Source organism: Pseudomonas sp. P97.38, assembly GCF_001269745.1.
GTDB lineage: Bacteria > Pseudomonadota > Gammaproteobacteria > Pseudomonadales > Pseudomonadaceae > Aquipseudomonas > Aquipseudomonas chlororaphis_E.
In genome coordinates this window covers 284,546-302,984 of record NZ_LHVJ01000014.1, presented here as the reverse complement: position 1 = coordinate 302,984, position 18,439 = coordinate 284,546, and the positions used below count along the sequence as shown (strand labels likewise).

19 protein-coding genes are annotated in these 18,439 nt (G+C 62.5%); 2 read left to right on the top strand and 17 right to left on the bottom strand.

From position 1 onward, the window contains the following. Positions 1-126: 126 nt before the first annotated feature. The 13 genes from AD664_RS09750 to AD664_RS09695 form a co-directional block, all read right to left on the bottom strand. Complete coding sequence (locus AD664_RS09750) at positions 127-921, bottom strand: TatD family hydrolase (protein WP_053146144.1); 795 nt, start codon at positions 919-921, stop codon at positions 127-129. An 11-nt stretch (positions 922-932) separates the two neighbouring features. After that, entirely contained in the window at positions 933-1,289 is a 357-nt protein-coding gene (locus AD664_RS09745; RefSeq protein ID WP_042730325.1) for a PilZ domain-containing protein, read from the bottom strand. Between the two features lie 42 nt (positions 1,290-1,331). Further along, positions 1,332-2,318, bottom strand: coding sequence for a DNA polymerase III subunit delta' (locus AD664_RS09740; protein ID WP_053146143.1), 987 nt, complete (start codon positions 2,316-2,318; stop codon positions 1,332-1,334). Next, complete coding sequence (tmk, locus tag AD664_RS09735; protein WP_042730327.1) at positions 2,311-2,943, bottom strand: dTMP kinase; 633 nt, start codon at positions 2,941-2,943, stop codon at positions 2,311-2,313. The genes AD664_RS09740 and tmk overlap by 8 nt, the downstream gene beginning before the upstream one ends. A 19-nt stretch (positions 2,944-2,962) precedes the next feature. Then, positions 2,963-4,123 carry an endolytic transglycosylase MltG gene (gene mltG, locus AD664_RS09730; protein ID WP_053146142.1) on the bottom strand — a complete coding sequence of 387 codons (1,161 nt, stop codon included), beginning with the start codon at positions 4,121-4,123 and terminating at the stop codon, positions 2,963-2,965. 3 nt (positions 4,124-4,126) lie between these two features. Then, the gene (gene pabC / locus AD664_RS09725; RefSeq protein WP_053146141.1) at positions 4,127-4,942 is read right to left on the bottom strand and encodes an aminodeoxychorismate lyase; all 816 of its coding nucleotides are present in this window, start codon (positions 4,940-4,942) and stop codon (positions 4,127-4,129) included. Beyond that, positions 4,942-6,186 carry a beta-ketoacyl-ACP synthase II gene (gene fabF, locus AD664_RS09720; protein ID WP_047736424.1) on the bottom strand — a complete coding sequence of 415 codons (1,245 nt, stop codon included), beginning with the start codon at positions 6,184-6,186 and terminating at the stop codon, positions 4,942-4,944. Before fabF ends, pabC begins: the two co-directional genes overlap by 1 nt. Before the next feature lie 108 nt (positions 6,187-6,294). Further along, on the bottom strand, positions 6,295-6,531 hold the full coding sequence (acpP, locus tag AD664_RS09715) for an acyl carrier protein (RefSeq protein WP_003175607.1): 237 nt from the start codon (positions 6,529-6,531) through the stop codon (positions 6,295-6,297). A 191-nt stretch (positions 6,532-6,722) separates the two neighbouring features. Then, positions 6,723-7,466, bottom strand: coding sequence for a 3-oxoacyl-ACP reductase FabG (gene fabG / locus AD664_RS09710; RefSeq protein WP_042728825.1), 744 nt, complete (start codon positions 7,464-7,466; stop codon positions 6,723-6,725). 15 nt (positions 7,467-7,481) lie between these two features. Further along, a complete protein-coding gene (gene fabD / locus AD664_RS09705; protein WP_042728824.1) occupies positions 7,482-8,420 on the bottom strand; it encodes an ACP S-malonyltransferase in 939 nt (312 codons plus the stop codon). Positions 8,421-8,543: 123 nt separating this feature from the next. Next, positions 8,544-9,554 (bottom strand): phosphate acyltransferase PlsX, encoded by a 1,011-nt coding sequence (gene plsX / locus AD664_RS09700; RefSeq protein WP_083454169.1) that lies wholly within the window; start codon positions 9,552-9,554, stop codon positions 8,544-8,546. 3 nt (positions 9,555-9,557) lie between these two features. Next, positions 9,558-9,740 carry a 50S ribosomal protein L32 gene (rpmF, locus tag AD664_RS26945; RefSeq protein WP_003179396.1) on the bottom strand — a complete coding sequence of 61 codons (183 nt, stop codon included), beginning with the start codon at positions 9,738-9,740 and terminating at the stop codon, positions 9,558-9,560. A gap of 13 nt (positions 9,741-9,753) precedes the next feature. Continuing rightward, positions 9,754-10,281: a YceD family protein gene (locus AD664_RS09695; protein WP_003204262.1), complete on the bottom strand. Its 528-nt coding sequence runs from the start codon at positions 10,279-10,281 to the stop codon at positions 9,754-9,756. A gap of 106 nt (positions 10,282-10,387) precedes the next feature. On the opposite strand from AD664_RS09695, the gene AD664_RS09690 reads away from it, so the two are divergent. Further along, a complete protein-coding gene (locus tag AD664_RS09690; protein WP_053146138.1) occupies positions 10,388-10,966 on the top strand; it encodes a nucleoside triphosphate pyrophosphatase in 579 nt (192 codons plus the stop codon). Positions 10,967-11,042: 76 nt separating this feature from the next. On the opposite strand, the gene AD664_RS09685 is transcribed toward AD664_RS09690, so the two are convergent. From AD664_RS09685 to rluC, 3 genes are read right to left on the bottom strand one after another with little or no spacing between them, the layout of a single operon-like run. After that, complete coding sequence (locus AD664_RS09685) at positions 11,043-12,032, bottom strand: S49 family peptidase (RefSeq protein WP_053146136.1); 990 nt, start codon at positions 12,030-12,032, stop codon at positions 11,043-11,045. Positions 12,033-12,051: 19 nt separating this feature from the next. Beyond that, the gene (locus AD664_RS09680; protein ID WP_053146134.1) at positions 12,052-12,714 is read right to left on the bottom strand and encodes an HAD-IIIA family hydrolase; all 663 of its coding nucleotides are present in this window, start codon (positions 12,712-12,714) and stop codon (positions 12,052-12,054) included. Further along, complete coding sequence (gene rluC, locus AD664_RS09675; RefSeq protein ID WP_042728826.1) at positions 12,704-13,660, bottom strand: 23S rRNA pseudouridine(955/2504/2580) synthase RluC; 957 nt, start codon at positions 13,658-13,660, stop codon at positions 12,704-12,706. Before rluC ends, AD664_RS09680 begins: the two co-directional genes overlap by 11 nt. A gap of 698 nt (positions 13,661-14,358) precedes the next feature. Here rluC and rne point away from each other — a divergent pair. Continuing rightward, positions 14,359-17,583: a ribonuclease E gene (gene rne / locus AD664_RS09670; protein ID WP_053146132.1), complete on the top strand. Its 3,225-nt coding sequence runs from the start codon at positions 14,359-14,361 to the stop codon at positions 17,581-17,583. A gap of 260 nt (positions 17,584-17,843) precedes the next feature. On the opposite strand, the gene AD664_RS09665 is transcribed toward rne, so the two are convergent. Then, positions 17,844-18,434 (bottom strand): NTP transferase domain-containing protein, encoded by a 591-nt coding sequence (locus AD664_RS09665; protein ID WP_053146130.1) that lies wholly within the window; start codon positions 18,432-18,434, stop codon positions 17,844-17,846. Positions 18,435-18,439 lie beyond the last annotated feature (5 nt).

The window sequence follows — 18,439 nt, the reverse complement described above, 5'->3', positions numbered from 1 at the left end:
TCGGCGCGACATCTCCCCCAAGTGACGCGCTGATAAAGGTACCAAAGGACCGCGTGCCTTTGTTTTACTCCTAATGGTCTTAACCCGGATTCACCCCCCAGAACCCGGGTTTTTTTTGCATGAAATTCAGGCCTGCGCCGCGCGGACGTGGGCCAGTGGAAACAATTTCTTAAAGTTCTCGGTGGTCTGCTCGGCGAAACGCTCATACGTCTCGCCGCGCAGCATCGCCAGGAACTCCGCCACTTCCCGCACGTATTGCGGCAGGTTGGGCTTGCCGCGATAGGGAATCGGCGCCAGGTAAGGCGCATCGGTTTCCACCAGCAACCGATCGGCCGGCACCTTGCTGGCCACGTCGCGCAGGGCGTCGGCATTGCGAAACGTGACGATCCCGGACAAGGAGATGTAATAGCCCATGTCCAGCGCAGCCCTGGCCATGTCCCAGTCTTCGGTGAAACAGTGCAGCACACCGGCCTGGGGCAGCGCAGCCTCGCGCAGCAAGGCCAGGGTATCGGCCCGGGCACCTCGGGTGTGGATGATCACCGGCTTGCCGGTCTGCCGAGCCGCGTCCAGGTGCAGGCGGAACGATGCCTGCTGGACTTCGGCGGCTTCGGGCTCGTAGTGGTAGTCCAGGCCGGTCTCGCCAATGGCCACCACCCGAGGATGATCGAGCTCACGCAGCAGCCAGTCGAGCGCAGGGGCGGCGTCAGGCTGGACATCCAACGGGTGGACTCCGACCGAACAATCGACATCGGCATAACGCTCGGCCAGCGCCTTGACGTCGGCGGCGTTGTCGGCGCTGACGCCGATGCACAGGAAATGACCAACACCTCGCTGGCGGGCGGCGTCCAGTGCGGCATCCAGGGAGCCATCATGGGCGGCGAGGTCGAGGCGGTCGAGGTGACAATGGGAATCTACAAGCATAAAGGGCTGGGCTACATCGTATGGGTAGGACGGTCGGACTTCAGGGAGCCGGCCAAGTGGGTTTCGATCTGGTTGCGGGCGCTATTGTCGCCATCGCTGAACTGCACGCCAACACCGGCGGCGCGATTGCCCTGGGCGCCCTTGGGCGTCATCCAGATCACCTTGCCGGCGACCGGGATTTTTTCCGCTTCATCCATCAGGCTCAGCAGCATGAACACCTCGTCGCCCAAGCGATAATGCTTGTTGGTGGGAATGAACAGGCCGCCGTTCTTGATGAAGGGCATGTAGGCCGCGTAGAGCACCGACTTGTCCTTGATGGTCAGGGACAGGATGCCATTGCGTGGGCCAGGACTGACAGGTTCGTTCATGCTGATCTCCGCTGCGATTGAGCTCAGTCTAGGCGGTGTCTGTCAGTTGCGACCAGGCAAACTCGCCCACTGCACCAACAGCGCTTCGAGCAACAGTACCCGATTGAGGTTCGCCTTGCTCAGCACCTTCTGACGTTGGGCAAGTATCCAGTCCTGAATGTTCAAGATTTTGTCCTGGCTGCTTTTTTGCGCCAGGTACTGGATCACCTTGCGCATGTCCGCCAGCCCCAGGCCGGCCTCGTCTTCGGTGAGCTGGTAGCGCAGGACCAGGCTCGACCAGTCGCAGAACCAGTCGAACAGCAGGAGCAACGGTATGGCGTTCCAGCCTTCGGCCAGTTGCGTGGGCGATTGCTGTTGCTTGAGCAGTTTCTTGACCCCGTCCACCACCAGCGCTCGCTGCTCGCGCACGCCCTGGGCCTGGAGGCTGGCCGCCGCCAGGGGCGAGCCGGCCGCGAGGGTCAGCAACTCGGCACGCTCCTCGTCGGTGTTGTCGGGCAGGGCCTGGGCCAGCCATTGCAAGCTCATCGCCGGGCTTGGCAGCGGGCAGGCCTGTTGCACGCAACGGCTCTTGATGGTGGGCAGCAAACGGCTAGGCTGGTGGCTGACCAGCAACAGCACGGTGTCGCCGGAAGGCTCCTCCAGGCTCTTGAGCAGGGCGTTGGCGGCATTGATGTTCATCGACTCGACCGGCTCGATCAGCACCACCTTGCGCCCGCCCATCTGCGAGGTCTGGACCACGAAACTGACCAGGTCGCGAACCTGGTCGACCTTGATCGCCTTGTCCGCCTCTTCCGGCTCCAGCACGTAATTGTCCGGATGGCTGCCGGCCTTGAGCAGCAGGCAGGATTTGCACTCGCCACACGCGTTCGAGGCCGTCGGGCGCTGGCACAGCAAGCTCGCCATCAGGCGCTCGGCCAATGCCCGCTTGCCGATCCCGACCGGGCCGTGCAACAGATAGGCGTGGGCATGCTGGGCACGACCGGCCAGTTGCTGCCAGAGCCCGTCTTGCCAGGGATAGGCTTCAGCCACGGGCGCGCTCCAGCAAACCTGGCAACAACGCGTCCAGGGACTGCTGGACCTGGGCCAGCGGCTGAGCGGCGTCGATCAACAGGTAGCGCGCCGGATCGGCCTTGGCACGGCCCAGGAAGGCGTTGCGCACCGCATTGAAGAAGGCCTGGCCTTCCAGCTCGAAGCGATCCAGTCGGCCACGGGCGCTGGCGCGGGCCAGGCCGATTTCCACCGGCAGGTCGAACACCAGGGTCAGGTCCGGCCGCAAGTCGCCCTGGACGAAGGTTTCCAGTGCGCCAATCCGCTCCAGGGACAAGCCCCGGCCGCCGCCCTGGTAGGCATAGGTCGAATCGGTGAAGCGGTCGCACAGCACCACCGCGCCACGGGCCAGCGCCGGGCGTATCACTTCGGCCAGGTGTTGCGCGCGTGCGGCAAACACCAGCAACAGCTCGGTGTCCGGGTTCATGACTTCTTCGATCGGCGCCAACAGCACTTCGCGAATCCGCTCGGCCAAAGGCGTACCGCCCGGCTCACGGGTCAACACCACTTCGATGCCAGCGGCCCGCAGGCGCTCGGCCAGGTAGTCGCGGTTGGTACTCTTGCCGGCGCCTTCCGGGCCTTCCAGCGTAATAAACAAGCCAGTCACGGGCAGTCCTTAATCAGAGTCATTGCGGGCTCGGCGGCTCGCTGGCATCCGGCTCGGGGGCCGGTTGCTGCGCCGGCACCTGGGGCACGGCTTCAGGTTGCGTGTCGGGCGAGGCCGCCGGAATCGGGGCCGGCCCGTCCGGCGCGGTCGGGGCCGGGCTGGAACGGTAATCGGCACGGCGCTTGAGCTGGAACTCGCGCACAGCGTTGTTATGCGACTCCAGGTCGTCGGAGAACACATGGCTGCCGTCGCCTCGGGCGACGAAGTAGAGGCTGTCGCCCGGTGTCGGGTTCAACGCCGCATGAATCGCTTCGCGGCCCACCATCGCAATCGGCGTGGGCGGCAAGCCCGGAATCAGATAGGTGTTGTACGGGTTTTCTTCCTTGAGGTGGGCACGGGTGAGCTTGCCGGTGTAGCGCTCGCCCAGGCCGTAGATGACCGTGGGATCGGTTTGCAGCAACATGCCCAGGCGCATGCGCCGTACGAATACGCCGGCGATCTGGCCGCGTTCCTGGGGCACCCCGGTTTCCTTCTCCACCAGCGACGCCATGATCAGCGCCTGATAGGGCTGGGTGTAAGGCACATCGGCGGCACGCTGGGCCCACTCCTTGGCAAGCACGTCTTCCAGCCGATCATAGGCTTTGGCCAACAGCTCGACATCCGAGGTACCGCGCACGAAGCGATAAGTGTCGGGGAAGAACCGCCCCTCGGGGAACACGCCGGGATGCCCGAGGCGCTCCATGACCTGGCTGTCACTCAGCCCGGCAAGGGTCTGCTGCAGTTTGTCGGTCTTGGCCAGCGCTGCACGCACCTGGCGGAAATTCCAGCCTTCCACGAAGGTCACGCCGTACTGCACCACTTCGCCGCGCTTCCAGACACTGATCAGGCCTTCCATGGTCATGCCCGGCACCATCCGGTACTCACCGGAGTGCAATGGCTGGTCGGCCAGGTTGAAGCGCCAGTAGATGCGCAGCCAGAAAGCGTCCCTGATCAGGCCGTCGGCCTCCAGGCGCTTGAGGGTTCCGGTCGGGGTGGTCCCGTTGGGTACGTCCAGCATTTCTTCCTGGGTGATGTTCAGCGGCTGTTGCAGCGCCGAATGAATCTTCCAGGCAGAAACGCCCATCAGCAGCCCTGCCAGAACCAGTCCGGTCTCCAGCAGCAGCAAGAATTTACGTCTCACGAATCAGGCATCCAATAACGCGCGGGCAAGGGTCTGCAGTTTACGGGTGAGCGGCCCAACCGACCAGCGTGCCGAACCACATGCGCGCACGGGCCACACGCCATAGACGCTGTTGCAGACAAACACTTCATCGGCCTGGTGCAGTTGTTCGAGGGGAATATCGGTGATGCAGGTGACAATGCCCAGGGACTCGGCTTGAGACAATAATTCCGCGCGCATCACCCCGGCCACGCCGCAGCGGCTCAGGTCAGCGGTGATCAATGCGCCATCGCGCACCAGGAACAGGTTGCTGAACACCCCTTCGATCACTCGCCCGGACGCATCCAGCATGAGGCCTTCGGCGTACTGTGCATCGGTCCATTCGGCCCGGGCCAGCACCTGCTCCAGGCGATTGAGGTGCTTGAGGCCGGCGAGCAAGGGCTGCTCGGACAAGCGCACGGTACAAGGAAACAGATGCACGCCTTGTTCGGCATGGGCGGCAGGATAAGCCGGCGGCGGGTTGCCCTGCAGGATTCGCCGTACCGGGGCGGATGGGTCCGCCGCATAACCGCGCAGGCTGTCGCCGCGGGTCACGATCAACTTCAGCACGCCGTCACCCAGCCCTAGGGCGTAGGCCTCCAGCTCGGTGCGCAGCGCCACCGGGTCAACCTTCAGCGCCAGCCGCCGGCAGCCATTTTCCAGGCGTTGCAGGTGGCGCGCCAGCAGCACCGGTTGGCCACCGCGCACGGCGATGGTCTCAAACACCCCATCGCCATAAGCCAGGCCGCGATCTTTCAGCGACAGGACGTCGGCCGGCAGACCGTCGACCCAGCTCTCCATCAACCGGCGAACCGGCGGAACACCAGCGAACCGTTGGTCCCGCCGAAGCCGAAGGAGTTGGACAACACCACGTCGATGTCCATGCCGCGGGCCGTGTGCGGCACGAAGTCCAGGTCGCAGCCTTCGTCCGGCTCGTCCAGGTTGATGGTCGGCGGCGCCACCTGGCTGTTGATTGCCAGCACACTGAAGATCGCTTCAACCGCCCCTGCCGCACCCAGCAGGTGACCGGTCATGGACTTGGTCGAACTGACCGCCAGCTTGTAGGCGTGATCGCCGAACACCGTCTTGATCGCCTGCGCCTCGGCCAGGTCGCCGGCCGGGGTCGAGGTGCCGTGGGCGTTGATGTACTGCACCTGGTCGCCATTGATCTTCGCGTCACGCAGGGCATTGGCGATGCAGCGGGCTGCACCGGCGCCATCGGCGGGTGGCGACGTCATGTGGTAGGCGTCGCCGCTGGTGCCAAAGCCGATCAGTTCGGCATAGATGGTCGCGCCACGCGCCTTGGCGTGCTCCAGCTCCTCAAGCACCAGCGCACCGGCACCGTCGGACAACACGAAACCATCGCGGCCCTTATCCCACGGCCGGCTCGCGCGGGTCGGCTCGTCGTTGCGGGTCGACAACGCACGGGACGCGCCGAAGCCGCCCATGCCCAGGCCACAGGCCGCCATCTCGGCGCCGCCGGCAATCATCACGTCGGCTTCGTCGTACATGATGTTGCGCGCGGCCATGCCGATGCAGTGAGTACCGGTGGTGCACGCCGTGGCGATGGCGTAGTTGGGTCCCTGTGCGCCCAGGTGAATGGACAGGAAACCGGAAATCATATTGATGATCGAGCCCGGCACGAAGAACGGAGAAATTCGTCGCGGCCCCGAATCGTGCAACGTGCGGCTGGTCTCTTCGATATTGGTCAAGCCGCCAATACCCGAGCCCATGGCCACGCCGATGCGTTCACGGTTGGCGTCGGTGACCTCCAGGCCGGCGTTGCGCACTGCCTGGAAACCGGCTGCCAGGCCGTATTGAATGAACAGGTCAAGCTTGCGGGCTTCCTTGACCGACAGGTATTCCTCGACATTGAAACCCTTTACCGAGCCGCCAAAACGGGTGGAATAGGCAGAAAGGTCGGTGTGTTCGATCAGACCAATGCCACTGCGGCCAGCCAGAATGCCCTGCCAACTGCCCGGCACATCCGTGCCCAGTGGGGACAACATACCCATACCGGTGACTACGACGCGTCTACGCGACACAGCACTCTCCTTTTTCTAATGACGACTTTGCATCAGGCCTAAAGAAAAAACCGCACGCCGTTATGGCAGTGCGGTTTTTCCATGACAGCGAGCAACGACTAAAAACGATTACGCCTGGTGGCTGGTAACGTAGTCGATAGCAGCTTGTACAGTAGTGATCTTCTCAGCTTCTTCGTCAGGAATCTCGGTCTCGAATTCCTCTTCCAGAGCCATCACCAGCTCAACGGTGTCAAGGGAGTCGGCACCCAGGTCTTCAACGAAGGAAGCGGTGTTCACAACTTCTTCTTCTTTAACGCCCAGTTGCTCGGCAACGATTTTCTTGACGCGCTCTTCGATGGTGCTCATACCTTGTTTTCACTCCTAATGGACAAATTCAGGCAGCTGGCCAGTGGGTAAGTGTATAGAAGAACTTTTCGGTTTTTCAACCGAAAGCTTCGCTCCTCAAACCCTGTGGCCGGCTGTCTATAAATTGATTGCAGCTTTATAACGGATTTTAGACAGCTCGTATGACATTTTTTTGAAGCAATCCGTCACATTTAACTCATGTACATCCCGCCGTTCACCGGGATTGTAGCCCCGGTCACGTATGCCGCACCGTCCGATGCAAGAAAAGCGACCACGGACGCGATTTCTTGAGCTTGCCCCAGACGACCCAGCGGAATCTGCGTCTGCAGGGCTTCACGTTGCGCTTGCGGCAATTCGCGGGTCATGTCGGTGTCGATGAAACCCGGGGTCACCGAGTTTACCGTAATCGACCGCGAACCCACTTCACGCGCCAGTGCACGGCTGAAGCCTTCCAGGCCGGCTTTCGCCGCAGCATAGTTTACTTGGCCTGCGTTGCCCATGGCACCCACAACCGAACCGATACTGATAATTCGGCCCCAACGAGCCTTGGTCATGCCACGCAACACGCCCTTGGACAGCCGGTACAGACTGTTCAGGTTGGTATCGACAACGTCGAACCATTCGTCATCTTTCATGCGCATCATCAGGTTATCGCGGGTGATGCCGGCATTATTGACCAGGATCGCCGGTGCACCGAACTGCTCCTGAATGCTGGCCAGCACGGCCGCAACGGATTCGTCACTGGTGACGTTCAGCTCAAGGCCGGTACCTTGGATGTCATGTTCCTTCAGGGTCGCGGCGATGCGCTCGGCGCCCGCGGCGGAGGTCGCGGTGCCCACGACGATGGCGCCTTGGCGACCCAGTTCCAGGGCGATGGCCTGGCCGATGCCACGGCTTGCACCGGTCACCAGTGCAACTTTACCTTGCAGACTCATGCAAGCTTCTCCTGTTCAGGCCTGCGCTGCGCGGGCGGCAGCGAAAGCGTCTGGGGTATTGAGGTTGGAAGTCGACACGCCTTCGGCGCAGCGTTTATTCAGGCCAGCAAGCACTTTGCCAGGGCCGCATTCAACCAGTTCAGTGGCGCCCTTGGCGGCCAGGGTCTGTACCGACTCGACCCAGCGAACCGGCTTGTAAAGCTGTTCCAGCAGGTCACGCTTGAGCGTCTCGAGGTCCGCCGCCACGCCGGCGCTGACGTTCTGCACCACGGGAATCTGCGGCGCCTGCCAATCGATGGCCGCGATGGACTCGGCAAAGCGCTCGGCGGCCGGACGCATCAGCTCGCAGTGCGATGGCACGCTGACCGGCAGCGGCATGGCGCGCTTGGCACCACGAGCCTTGCAACCTTCGATGGCGCGCTCGACTGCCGCCTTGGCACCGGCGATCACCACCTGACCCGGCGAATTGAAGTTCACCGCGCTGACCACATCACCTTGCGCCGCTTCGGCACAGGCAGCCAGCACATCGGCATCTTCCAGGCCCAGGATCGCGGCCATGCCGCCCTGTCCGGCCGGAACGGCCTCCTGCATGAGTTGACCACGACGCTCCACCAGCTTGACGGCCTCGCCGAGGCTCAGGCTGCCGGCGGCTACCAAGGCGCTGTATTCGCCCAGGCTGTGACCCGCGACGAATGCCGGACGCGCACCGCCTTCAGCCAGCCACAGGCGCCAAAGCGCGATCGAGGCGGTAAGGATGGCCGGCTGGGTCTTATCGGTTTGATTGAGCTGTTCTTCCGGTCCCTGCTGGGTCAGCGCCCACAGGTCATAGCCAAGGGAATCGGAAGCTTCTTTGAATGTTTCAAGGATCAGCGGGTATTGCGCGCCCAGCTCGGCCAGCATGCCGAGGGACTGCGAACCTTGTCCTGGAAAGACGAATGCGAGGGAAGCAGACATGAAAACAAAGCCCCTAATGATCTTGTCGTCAGAAAGTGACGCCCCTGGAGGCGCTAGGAAACTGACAGTTGGATGGCCGGTTGAACCAGCCGGTCACATTTAAGCATTCTCGGAAGAAAACGCCTAAGTTAACAAATCTTCGAGGCGACCATGCAGGCGCTCGGGAAGGTTCTCCTGGATCTCGATCACCGCGCGATTGATCGCACTCTGAAACCCCTGCACGCCCGCCGAGCCGTGGCTCTTGATCACAATGCCCTGCAATCCGAGAAAGCTGGCGCCGTTATGCCGAGCCGGCGCCAGGTCGGCCTGCAACCGGCGCATCAAGGGCAACGCCAGGGCGCCCACCACGCGCGAGGCCAGGCTTTGCCTGAACAGTGCTTCGATGCGCTCGCTGATCATCGTTGCCAGGCCTTCGCTGGATTTAAGCAGGATGTTGCCGACGAAGCCGTCACAAACCACCACGTCCGCCTCGCCGCGGTACACCCCATCGCCTTCGACGAAACCGATGTAATTGATGCCCCGGGCGTTTTGCAGCAGGGTGGCCGCCAGCTTGACCTGCTGGTTGCCCTTGATGTCTTCGGTGCCGATATTCAGCAGCGCCACCCGTGGGCGCGCGATGCCCAGGGTCTGCGCCGCGACCGAGCCCATCACCGCGAACTGCAGCAGGTGCTCGGCGCTGCAATCGACGTTGGCACCCAAGTCAAGCAGTTGACAGAAACCGCGCTGGGTCGGGATCGCCGCCACCATCGCCGGCCGGTCGATACCGGGCAGGGTCTTGAGCACATAACGCGACAGCGCCATCAGTGCACCGGTGTTTCCTGCACTGACACAGGCCTGCACCTTGCCATCGCGCAGCAGCTCAAGGGCCACCCGCATCGAGGCGTCGGGCTTGCCGCGCAAGGCTTGCGCCGGCTTTTCGTCCATGGTGATGACTTCGGACGCCGGGGTAATCGTCAGGCGCGCGCGATCGACAGCCGATTGGCCGTTGAGCATGTCTTCAAGGAGAGAGGGTTGACCGACGAGGGTCAGGTGCAGCGAGGGCGTAGCTTTCAGGCAAGCGAGGCTGGCCTGAACAATGCTGCGGGGACCGAAGTCCCCGCCCATTGCGTCAATCGCGATGACTTGAGCAGACAAGGATTACTCGTCAGCGCCCTTGTCGATCACTTTACGACCACGGTATACGCCTTCCGGCGATACGTGGTGACGCAGGTGAACTTCACCAGTGGTTTTTTCTACAGACAGGGTGCTAGCCTCGAGAGCGTCGTGCGAACGGCGCATGTCACGGGCAGAGCGGGATTTTTTGTTCTGCTGAACAGCCATAATTGATTAACTCCTAAACGTTTGGGTCACGCTTTAACTGCGCCAATACACTGAACGGGTTGGACCGCGTTACCTCGTCCTCGCTCGGTTCGGGCTCATCTGCTCCCGCCGGCTGCTGGCATTCTTCCGGATGATGAGCAGGCACAATGGGCAAGGCGAGCAGAAGCTCCTCCTCGATCAGTGACTGCAGATCCAATGGATCTTCGCCCAGTTCCAGCACGTCATAACCTTTCGGCAACGACTGGGTATTCGCACCCTCCTTCACCACGGCGTAACTGCATTCGCTGTGGATCGGCAGGGTGACCAGCTCAAGACAACGCTGGCAAACCATTTTGACTTCAGTGTCGATAAAGCTGTGGATCACCACAGATTTACGTTCATCTCGTTCAAAAACGAATTTAGCCTGGACCGTCCCGACGTCGTCGGAAAGCGGGTCGCAGAGTCTCTTCAAATCAGCCAGCAGCAGTTCACCCTGGAGGGTGGTGCCACGGTCAGCCAATTTGCGCGGGTCAACGTGAGGTGGAATCGGGTCATTCAACATAGGCGCAGCATTATAGGGATACACCCTGCCATGTCAAAGGAAATTCAGCCCTGTCCGTCACTTGCACGCCTCGCTAGAATTCCCCCCCTGCCTCTTGGAGATGCCCATGCTGCCTTTATTACTTGCCTCCAGCTCAGTCTATCGCAGGGAGTTGCTGGCCCGCCTCGGATTGCCATTCGTCTGCAGCTCGCCAGACATTGACGAAAGCCACCACCCTGGTGAGCCCGCCGAGGAACTGGTCAAGCGCCTGGCCAGGGAAAAAGCCCTGGCACTGGCCGGCAGCTATCCGGCCCACCTGATCATCGGTTCGGACCAAGTGGCGGTGCTTGGCGAGCGCATCCTCGGCAAGCCGCACACCTTCGAGAACGCTCGCGAGCAACTGCTCGCCGCCAGCGGCACTCGGGTCACCTTCCTGACGGGGCTGGCGCTGCTCAATAGCCAGACCGGAGCCTGCCAGGTTGATTGCGTTCCGTTCACCGTCAATATGCGCACGCTGGACGCGGCGCGCGTCGAACACTACCTACGGATCGAACAACCTTATGATTGCGCCGGCAGCTTCAAGGCCGAAGGGCTTGGCGTCAGCCTGTTCCAGAGCACCGAAGGCCCTGATGCCACCAGCCTGGTCGGCCTGCCGCTGATCCGCCTCGTGGACATGCTGCTGGCCGAGGGCGTGCAAATTCCCTGATTCATCAGCTCACAACAGACACTGAACCTGTGCCGAGGGGATTCATCCCCTCGCCACATGAGACAGCGCACACCAATCAGCGCAGCGTCGGCCCCTGGAAGCCCATCCACATCGCCAAGTGCTCGGCGACGCTCGCCCCCAGTTTTTTCGAGAAGCGGTCGAACGGCGACTCTTCGACAGTGAAGTCCACCAGGTCTTTCTGCCCGATGACATCACGCGCTACCGAGCTGGCACTGCCCAGGCCATCGATCAGGCCCAGTGGCAGCGCCTGCTCCCCCGACCAGACCAGCCCGGAGAACAGTTCGGGATGCTCCTTGTCCTTCAGGCGCTCGCCCCGGCCTTTCTTGACGCTGGCGATGAATTGCTTGTGAGTGGTGTCGAGCACGCCCTGCCAGAAAGCGGTTTCTTCCGGCTTTTGCGGCTGAAACGGGTCAAGGAACGATTTATGCTCGCCGGAGGTGTACACCCGACGCTCCACGCCCAGCTTTTCCATGGTCCCGACAAAGCCATAGCCGGCCGCCGTCACACCAATGGAGCCCACCAGGCTGGCCTTGTCGGCGTAGATCTGGTCCGCCGCACTGGCGATGTAATAGGCGCCGGAGACACCGAGATCGGAAATGACCGCGTATACCTTGATATCCGGGTGCAATCCGCGCAACCGCACGATCTCGTCATAAACGTAGCCCGACTGCACCGGGCTGCCGCCAGGGCTATTGATGCGCAAAACTACGCCCTTGACCTTAGGATCCTCGAACGCAGCCCGCAGGCTGCCGACGATATTGTCCGCGCTGGCGGGCTCCTTGTCGGCGATCATGCCTTCGATGTCGATCAACGCGGTGTAGGCCGATCCGCTGACAGCGCTTTTCTCCATGTCCATCAACGGCGTGAACAGCGCCAATGCCACAAAGAGATAGGTAAACGTCAGTAATTTGAAGAAAATGCCCCAGCGACGGGAACGGCGCTGTTCCTGCACGCTGGCCAGCAGAGTCTTTTCCAACAGCTTCCAGCTCTTGTCATCCCCGCCCTCGGCGCTCGCCTTGGCTGGTGCCTTCCATTCATCGGTCATGCGTGGTTCCCCAGCAAACTTAATGGGCCCGCCGGCTCAGCCAGGCGTGCAACTCAGGAAAATGATCAATGGCCAACCGTGGTTCGAATGCCTGCAGCGCCTCGATCGACTGGGCCCCGTAGCTGACCGCCACCGACCCCATGCCGGCATTGCGCGCCATTTGCAGGTCGAACGACGAGTCGCCCACCATCAGCGCTTGCTCCGGGCGCATGTTGCAGTGCGCCAGGATCTGCTCAAGCATCAGAGGGTGCGGTTTGCTGGCAGTTTCATCGGCAGCGCGGGTGATATCGAAATAATCGTTCCAGCCATGGGACTTGAGCACCCGATCCAGCCCGCGACGAGCCTTGCCGGTCGCCACGGCCAGTCGATAGCCCTCGGCGCGCAAGGCATGCAGGGTATCCGCCACGCCATCGAACAACGGCGAAGGCTCGGCCTCCAGCGCTATATAGTGGTCGGCATAGTGCTGACGAAAAACCGGCAACGCAGCGTCGTCGATCTCCGGATAAAGGCTGCGGATGGCTTCCGGCAATCCCAGACCGATGATGCCCTTGACGGCACTGTCGTCGCACCGCACGAACCCCATGCGATCCGAGGCGGCATGCATCGCCTCCACGATCCGATCGATGGAGTTCGCCAGCGTGCCATCCCAATCGAAGATCAGTAGCTTGTAATCAGGATGCACTCAACCGCTCCACGGTCTTGGCCCACATCTCATCCACGGGGGCCTGCAATTTCAGCTCGCTGCCATCGGGCAACGGCACAGTGAGCATGTAGGCGTGAAGGAACAGGCGCTTGCCGCCCAGTTCGCGGATTTCCTTGGTGAAATCCTCATCCCCGTACTTGCTGTCACCGGCGATGCTATGTCCGGCATGCAGGGTGTGGACACGAATCTGGTGGGTGCGACCGGTCACCGGCTTGGCCTCGACCATCGTGGCGAAATCACCGAAGCGGCGCAGCACCTTGAACACGGTCAAGGCCTCCTTGCCCTCTTCATTCACCTCGACCATGCGTTCGCCGGACCGCAGGTTGCTCTTGAGCAACGGTGCGCGCACCTGTTTGACGGACGTCTCCCAACGCCCGCGCACCAGGGCCATATAGCGCTTGTCGACGCCATCGCCGCGCAATTGCTCATGCAAATGCCGCAACATGCTGCGTTTCTTGGCGATCATCAGCAGACCGGAGGTGTCGCGGTCGAGGCGATGGACCAGCTCCAGTTCCTTGGCATCCGGGCGCAACTGACGAAAGGCTTCGATCACACCGAAGTTCAGCCCGCTGCCACCGTGAACCGCAATGCCCGCGGGCTTGTTGATCACGATCAGGGCCTTGTCTTCATGGACAATCGAGGCTTCGAGGCGCTGCAACAGGCCTTGGGCCAGGGGCACTGGCTCGTCGCGCTCGGGCACCCGGACGGGCGGCACGCGCACGACATCACCGGCCTGGAGCTTGTATTCGGGCTTGATCCGTCCCTTGTTCACCCGCACTTCGCCTTTACGCAAAATGCGGTAGATCAAGGTCTTGGGCACGCCTTTGAGCCGGGCCAGCAGGAAGTTATCGATTCGTTGGCCGGCATATTCCGGCGAGACCTCAAGCAGTTGAACGCCAGGGGTCGAGGGGGCAGTCGTTGTCATGGCGGCGATCATAACAATTTTTTATGGAATTGAAGCACTTAATCATTGCTGCTATAGTCGCGAACGCCGCCAAAAGTGGCTGGACAGCGGACTAACGGTCAAAAACCGGCCCTGACCAACGCAATTCACGAGGACGAGAGGCCGTCCTACGGGGCTTTCGCTACGAACGGTAGAGTTTGCAGGTGTAACGAGCGCAGGTGACATGAGGCCTGAAATACGCCGCAAAGCAGAGTTCTGACTCGCCTTGCGCGCCACATTCACGGCCAGTTCACAAAGTGCAGTCAGCTACGAACGACCCCGAGCGAGAGCTTCGGAAACAACGCCTAAATTAGCCATGATGCGTGACCTCCCCTTTCGGAGCTCACGGTAAATGCCAACCCGCTGCGGATTCTGCGCGCGGCAGCACCCGAATTATCAGGGATACGTGTAGGGTGGAGATGTACAACCGTCGGACTGTGTAGCACTAGGCTTATATTTAGACGCTTCATCTCGTCCACAGGCGTCGGTTGATTCCTCCTCCTGACTGAGTGCTTGAGTACCAGCAAGCAGGACGCGTCCGTCGCGACTTCGCCATCATTGGGTCGAACTCGCTGGACACTGGGGTGGCACTGCCACTTCCAGGACGCACCTGACACCGACCGTGAGAAGTCGTGTGTGCCGAACGCCGTTTCCGGCAGCCCGGAAACCGACGGTACTACATGAAAAGAATGCTGATTAACGCAACTCAACCCGAAGAGTTGCGTGTTGCACTGGTAGACGGCCAGCGCCTCTACGACCTGGATATCGAATCCGGTGCACGCGAACAGAAGAAGGCCAACATCTATAAAGGCCGGATCACTCGCATCGAACCAAGCCTTGAGGCTGCCTTTGTCGATTTCGGCTCCGAGCGCCACGGCTTCCTGCCCCTCAAAGAAATCTCCCGCGAATACTTCAAGAAGGCCCCTGAAGGCCGCGTCAACATCAAGGACGTCCTGAGCGAAGGCCAGGAAGTCATCGTCCAGGTCGAGAAAGAAGAGCGTGGCAACAAGGGCGCCGCCCTGACCACCTTCATCAGCCTGGCCGGCCGTTACCTGGTCCTGATGCCGAACAACCCGCGCGCCGGTGGCATCTCGCGTCGCATCGAAGGCGAAGAGCGCAACGAACTGCGTGAAGCCCTCAACGGCCTGGTCGCCCCCGCCGACATGGGCCTGATCGTTCGCACCGCCGGCCTGGGCCGCAGCAGCGAAGAGATGCAGTGGGACCTCGACTACCTGCTGCAACTGTGGACCGCCATCAAAGAAGCCTCGCTGGATCGCTCCGCGCCGTTCCTGATCTACCAGGAAAGCAACGTGATCATCCGCGCCATCCGCGATTACCTGCGCCAGGACATCGGCGAAGTGCTGATCGACAGCGTCGAAGCCCAGGACGAAGCCCTGACCTTCATTCGCCAGGTGATGCCGCAGTACGCCAGCAAGATCAAGCTCTACGAAGACAGCGTTCCGCTGTTCAACCGTTTCCAGATCGAAAGCCAGATCGAGACCGCCTTCCAGCGCGTGGTCGAACTGCCGTCCGGCGGCTCCATCGTCATCGATCCGACCGAAGCCCTGGTGTCCATCGACATCAACTCGGCCCGTGCCACCAAAGGCAGCGACATCGAAGAAACCGCCCTGCAGACCAACCTTGAAGCGGCCGAGGAAATCGCCCGTCAATTGCGCCTGCGCGACATCGGCGGCCTGATCGTCATCGACTTCATCGACATGACCCCGGCCAAGAACCAACGCGCCGTGGAAGAAAAAGTCCGTGAATGCCTGGAAGCCGACCGCGCCCGCGTCCAGGTCGGTCGCATCTCGCGCTTCGGCCTGCTGGAAATGTCTCGTCAGCGCCTGCGTCCATCCCTGGGCGAGAGCAGCGGCATCGTCTGCCCACGCTGCAACGGCACCGGTATCATCCGTGACGTCGAGTCGCTGTCCCTGGCAATCCTGCGCCTGATCGAAGAAGAAGCCCTGAAGGACCGCACCGCCGAAGTGCGTGCCCAGGTGCCGATCCCGGTGGCCGCGTTCCTGCTCAACGAAAAACGCAACTCGATCACCAAGATCGAACTGCGCACCCGCGCCCGTATCGTCATCCTGCCGAACGATCACCTCGAAACGCCGCACTTCGAAGTGCAGCGCCTGCGCGATGACAGCCCGGAAGCCCACACCAACCAGTCCAGCTACGAAATCGCCGCTGCCGCTGCCGAAGTGGAAGACGTCCAGCCGGCCGCCGCCACCCGCACCCTGGTTCGCCAGGAAGCCGCGGTCAAGACTGCACCGGCTCGCGCCAACGCTCCGGTGCCGACCGAAGTGGTTGCCCCGGTTGCCGCACCGGCCGCCGCGCCGGAGCCAAGCCTGTTCAAAGGCCTGGTGAAGTCGCTGGTCAGCCTGTTCGCCACCAAGGAAGAGCCCGCCGCACCGGCCGTCGTTGCCAAGCCTGCCGCACCAGAGCGCCCTGCCCGCAACGAGGAACGCCGCAACGGTCGCCAGCAGACCCGCAACCGCAACGGTCGTCGCGACGAAGAGCGCAAGCCGCGTGAAGAACGTGCCCCTCGTGAAGAACGCGCCCCACGCGAAGAGCGTGCACCGCGTGAAGAGCGCGCCCCACGTGAAGAGCGCCAGCCGCGCGAACTGCGTGAGGATGCACCTGCCGTAGCTCGCGAAGAACGCGCACCGCGTCCGCCGCGTGAAGAGCGCCAGCCGCGCGCACCTCGTGAAGACCGCAAGCCACGTGGCGAGCGTGAAGAACGCGTGCGCGAGCTGCGTGAGCCACTGGATGCTGCCCCGGCTACCGCCGCCCCGACTGAAGAGCGTCCGGCCCGCCAGCCTCGTGAAGAGCGCGCACCGCGTCCGCCACGCGAAGAGCGTCAGCCACGTGCCGAGCAAGCCGCCGCGGCCAGCGAAGAAGAAGTGCTGAACGCCGAAGAGCAACTGCAGGAAGATGGCCAGGACACCGCCGAAGGCGATCGTCCACGCCGCCGTTCCCGTGGCCAGCGTCGTCGCAGCAACCGTCGTGAGCGTCAGCGCGACGCCAACGGCAACGTGATCGAAGGTTCGGAAGAGTCCGAATCCACCGAGAACGCCCCGGCCCCAAGCGCTGCCGACCTGGCTGCCGGCCTGGCCGTGACCGCGGCCGTTGCCAGCAGCGCCATCAGTGCCAACGCCGAAGCCGAGGCTCACCAGCAGGCCGAACGCGCCACCGCTGCCGTGGAAAGCGCCCCGGTTGTTGAAGCGCCCGTGGTTGAAGCCACCACGCCGGTAGAAGCGGTCGCTGCACCGGAAGTGGAAGTGGCCCCGGCGGTTGAATCCCAACCAGAAACGCCAGTCGCCGCCGAGCCTGCACCGGTCGTCGAGCAGCCTGTGGTTGCCGCTGAGCCGGTCGTTGAAGCCCCCGCCGTCGAACAAGCAGCGGAGCCGGTGCGCGAAGAGCAAACCGCGTTCAACTGGAACGCCGAGCCAGCCGCATCGGCACCGGCGGTCGAGCCAGAGCCGACACCAGAGCCAGTGAAGGCGATCGAGCCTGCCGTGGTCGAGGCCGCGCCAGTGGTCGAAGCACCCGTGGTCGCCCCGGCGCCCGCCCCCGTGCAAGAGCCGGCACCTGCCAGCGCCTTGACTGAAAACGGCCGTGCACCGAACGATCCACGTGAAGTGCGTCGCCGCAAGCGTGAAGCCGAGCGTCTGCAGAAGGAAGCCGAACAAGCTGCCGCTGCCACTGTTCAAGCGCCTGTCGCCGAGCCTGCGCCGGTCGTGGAAGTCGTCGAGGCACCTGCCCCAGCCGCTGAAACCGCCGCTGAACCGGCCCCGGCTGAATCGGCTCCGGTGATCGACGAACCGCGTCACAGCGCTGAAGAAGTCGCTCCGCGTCACACTGAAGCCCTGGAAAAAGAGCACGAGCCTAAACCTCACGCTTGATTCCACCGCCCAGTAAAAAGCCCCGCCCGGTCATGCCCGGCGGGGCTTTTTTATGCCTGTCCCGACCCAATCAAACGCTGCCGGATTTCAACAGCCGCCCCTTCCTGTGGGAGCGAGCTTGCTCGCGAAAGCGATGGGTCAGCTTGCAGGGTGGTTGGCTGTGACGCCGCCTTCGCGAGCAAGCTCGCTCCTACCTTGGATCTTAGGAAGCATAAAATCTGCGTTCAGCAACGGCCCTTGTGGATTGAGTATGTCGACTGTCACTTGAAAACCAGCGCTTCGGGTACGTCGATATCCCAGGTCACGCCCGGATCATCCACCGGCACTTCAACCACTCGCGCCCCGGCAAACAAGGCCTTGGCGCCACGGTCTCCGGTCAATGCCATAAGCTTTGGAGCGAACGCCCGGCCGAACCCTACCGGGTGTCCATACTCTCCCGCAAAAACCGGCACGCTGATGCCATCCTCGCGGATCCCGGCCGCCACCTGTTCGATACTCGCTGGCAGGATGAACGGCATGTCCCCCAGCACCATCAGCCACCCGCCAAGGTCCGGGCAGGCCTGGACACCGGCGGCAATGCTGTCACCGAGGCCGGGGGAATCCAGTTCCACGCAATCGCACCCGTAGGCCTGGGCCATGCGCACGGTCTGGTGACGGTCTTCGCGGGTCACCAGCACGCGCCTGTCCAGATGGGCCGGCAGATTCACCAGCACCTGCTCGATCACCGAGCGCACACCGCCGTCCCGCCCTGTACAGTCAGCCAGCAGCTTGTCCTTGTCCGGGCCCGCCACCTGGCGGAACCGACTGCCCGCCCCGGCGGCGAGAATGATCACCCCAATGGACTCCTGCATACGCC

Bases quoted from the DNA above. Each gene is read 5' to 3' on its own strand.
- AD664_RS09750 (WP_053146144.1), bottom strand. From the start codon at position 921: ATGCTTGTAGATTCCCATTGTCACCTCGACCGCCTCGACCTCGCCGCC.
- AD664_RS09745 (WP_042730325.1), bottom strand. From the start codon at position 1,289: ATGAACGAACCTGTCAGTCCTGGCCCACGCAATGGCATCCTGTCCCTG.
- pabC (WP_053146141.1), bottom strand. From the start codon at position 4,942: ATGGAGAGCTGGGTCGACGGTCTGCCGGCCGACGTCCTGTCGCTGAAA.
- acpP (WP_003175607.1), bottom strand. From the start codon at position 6,531: ATGAGCACCATCGAAGAGCGCGTCAAGAAAATCGTTGCCGAGCAACTG.
- fabG (WP_042728825.1), bottom strand. From the start codon at position 7,466: ATGAGTCTGCAAGGTAAAGTTGCACTGGTGACCGGTGCAAGCCGTGGC.
- fabD (WP_042728824.1), bottom strand. From the start codon at position 8,420: ATGTCTGCTTCCCTCGCATTCGTCTTTCCAGGACAAGGTTCGCAGTCC.
- rpmF (WP_003179396.1), bottom strand. From the start codon at position 9,740: ATGGCTGTTCAGCAGAACAAAAAATCCCGCTCTGCCCGTGACATGCGC.
- AD664_RS09695 (WP_003204262.1), bottom strand. From the start codon at position 10,281: ATGTTGAATGACCCGATTCCACCTCACGTTGACCCGCGCAAATTGGCT.
- AD664_RS09690 (WP_053146138.1), top strand. From the start codon at position 10,388: ATGCTGCCTTTATTACTTGCCTCCAGCTCAGTCTATCGCAGGGAGTTG.
- AD664_RS09685 (WP_053146136.1), bottom strand. From the start codon at position 12,032: ATGACCGATGAATGGAAGGCACCAGCCAAGGCGAGCGCCGAGGGCGGG.
- rluC (WP_042728826.1), bottom strand. From the start codon at position 13,660: ATGACAACGACTGCCCCCTCGACCCCTGGCGTTCAACTGCTTGAGGTC.
- rne (WP_053146132.1), top strand. From the start codon at position 14,359: ATGAAAAGAATGCTGATTAACGCAACTCAACCCGAAGAGTTGCGTGTT.
- AD664_RS09665 (WP_053146130.1), bottom strand. From the start codon at position 18,434: ATGCAGGAGTCCATTGGGGTGATCATTCTCGCCGCCGGGGCGGGCAGT.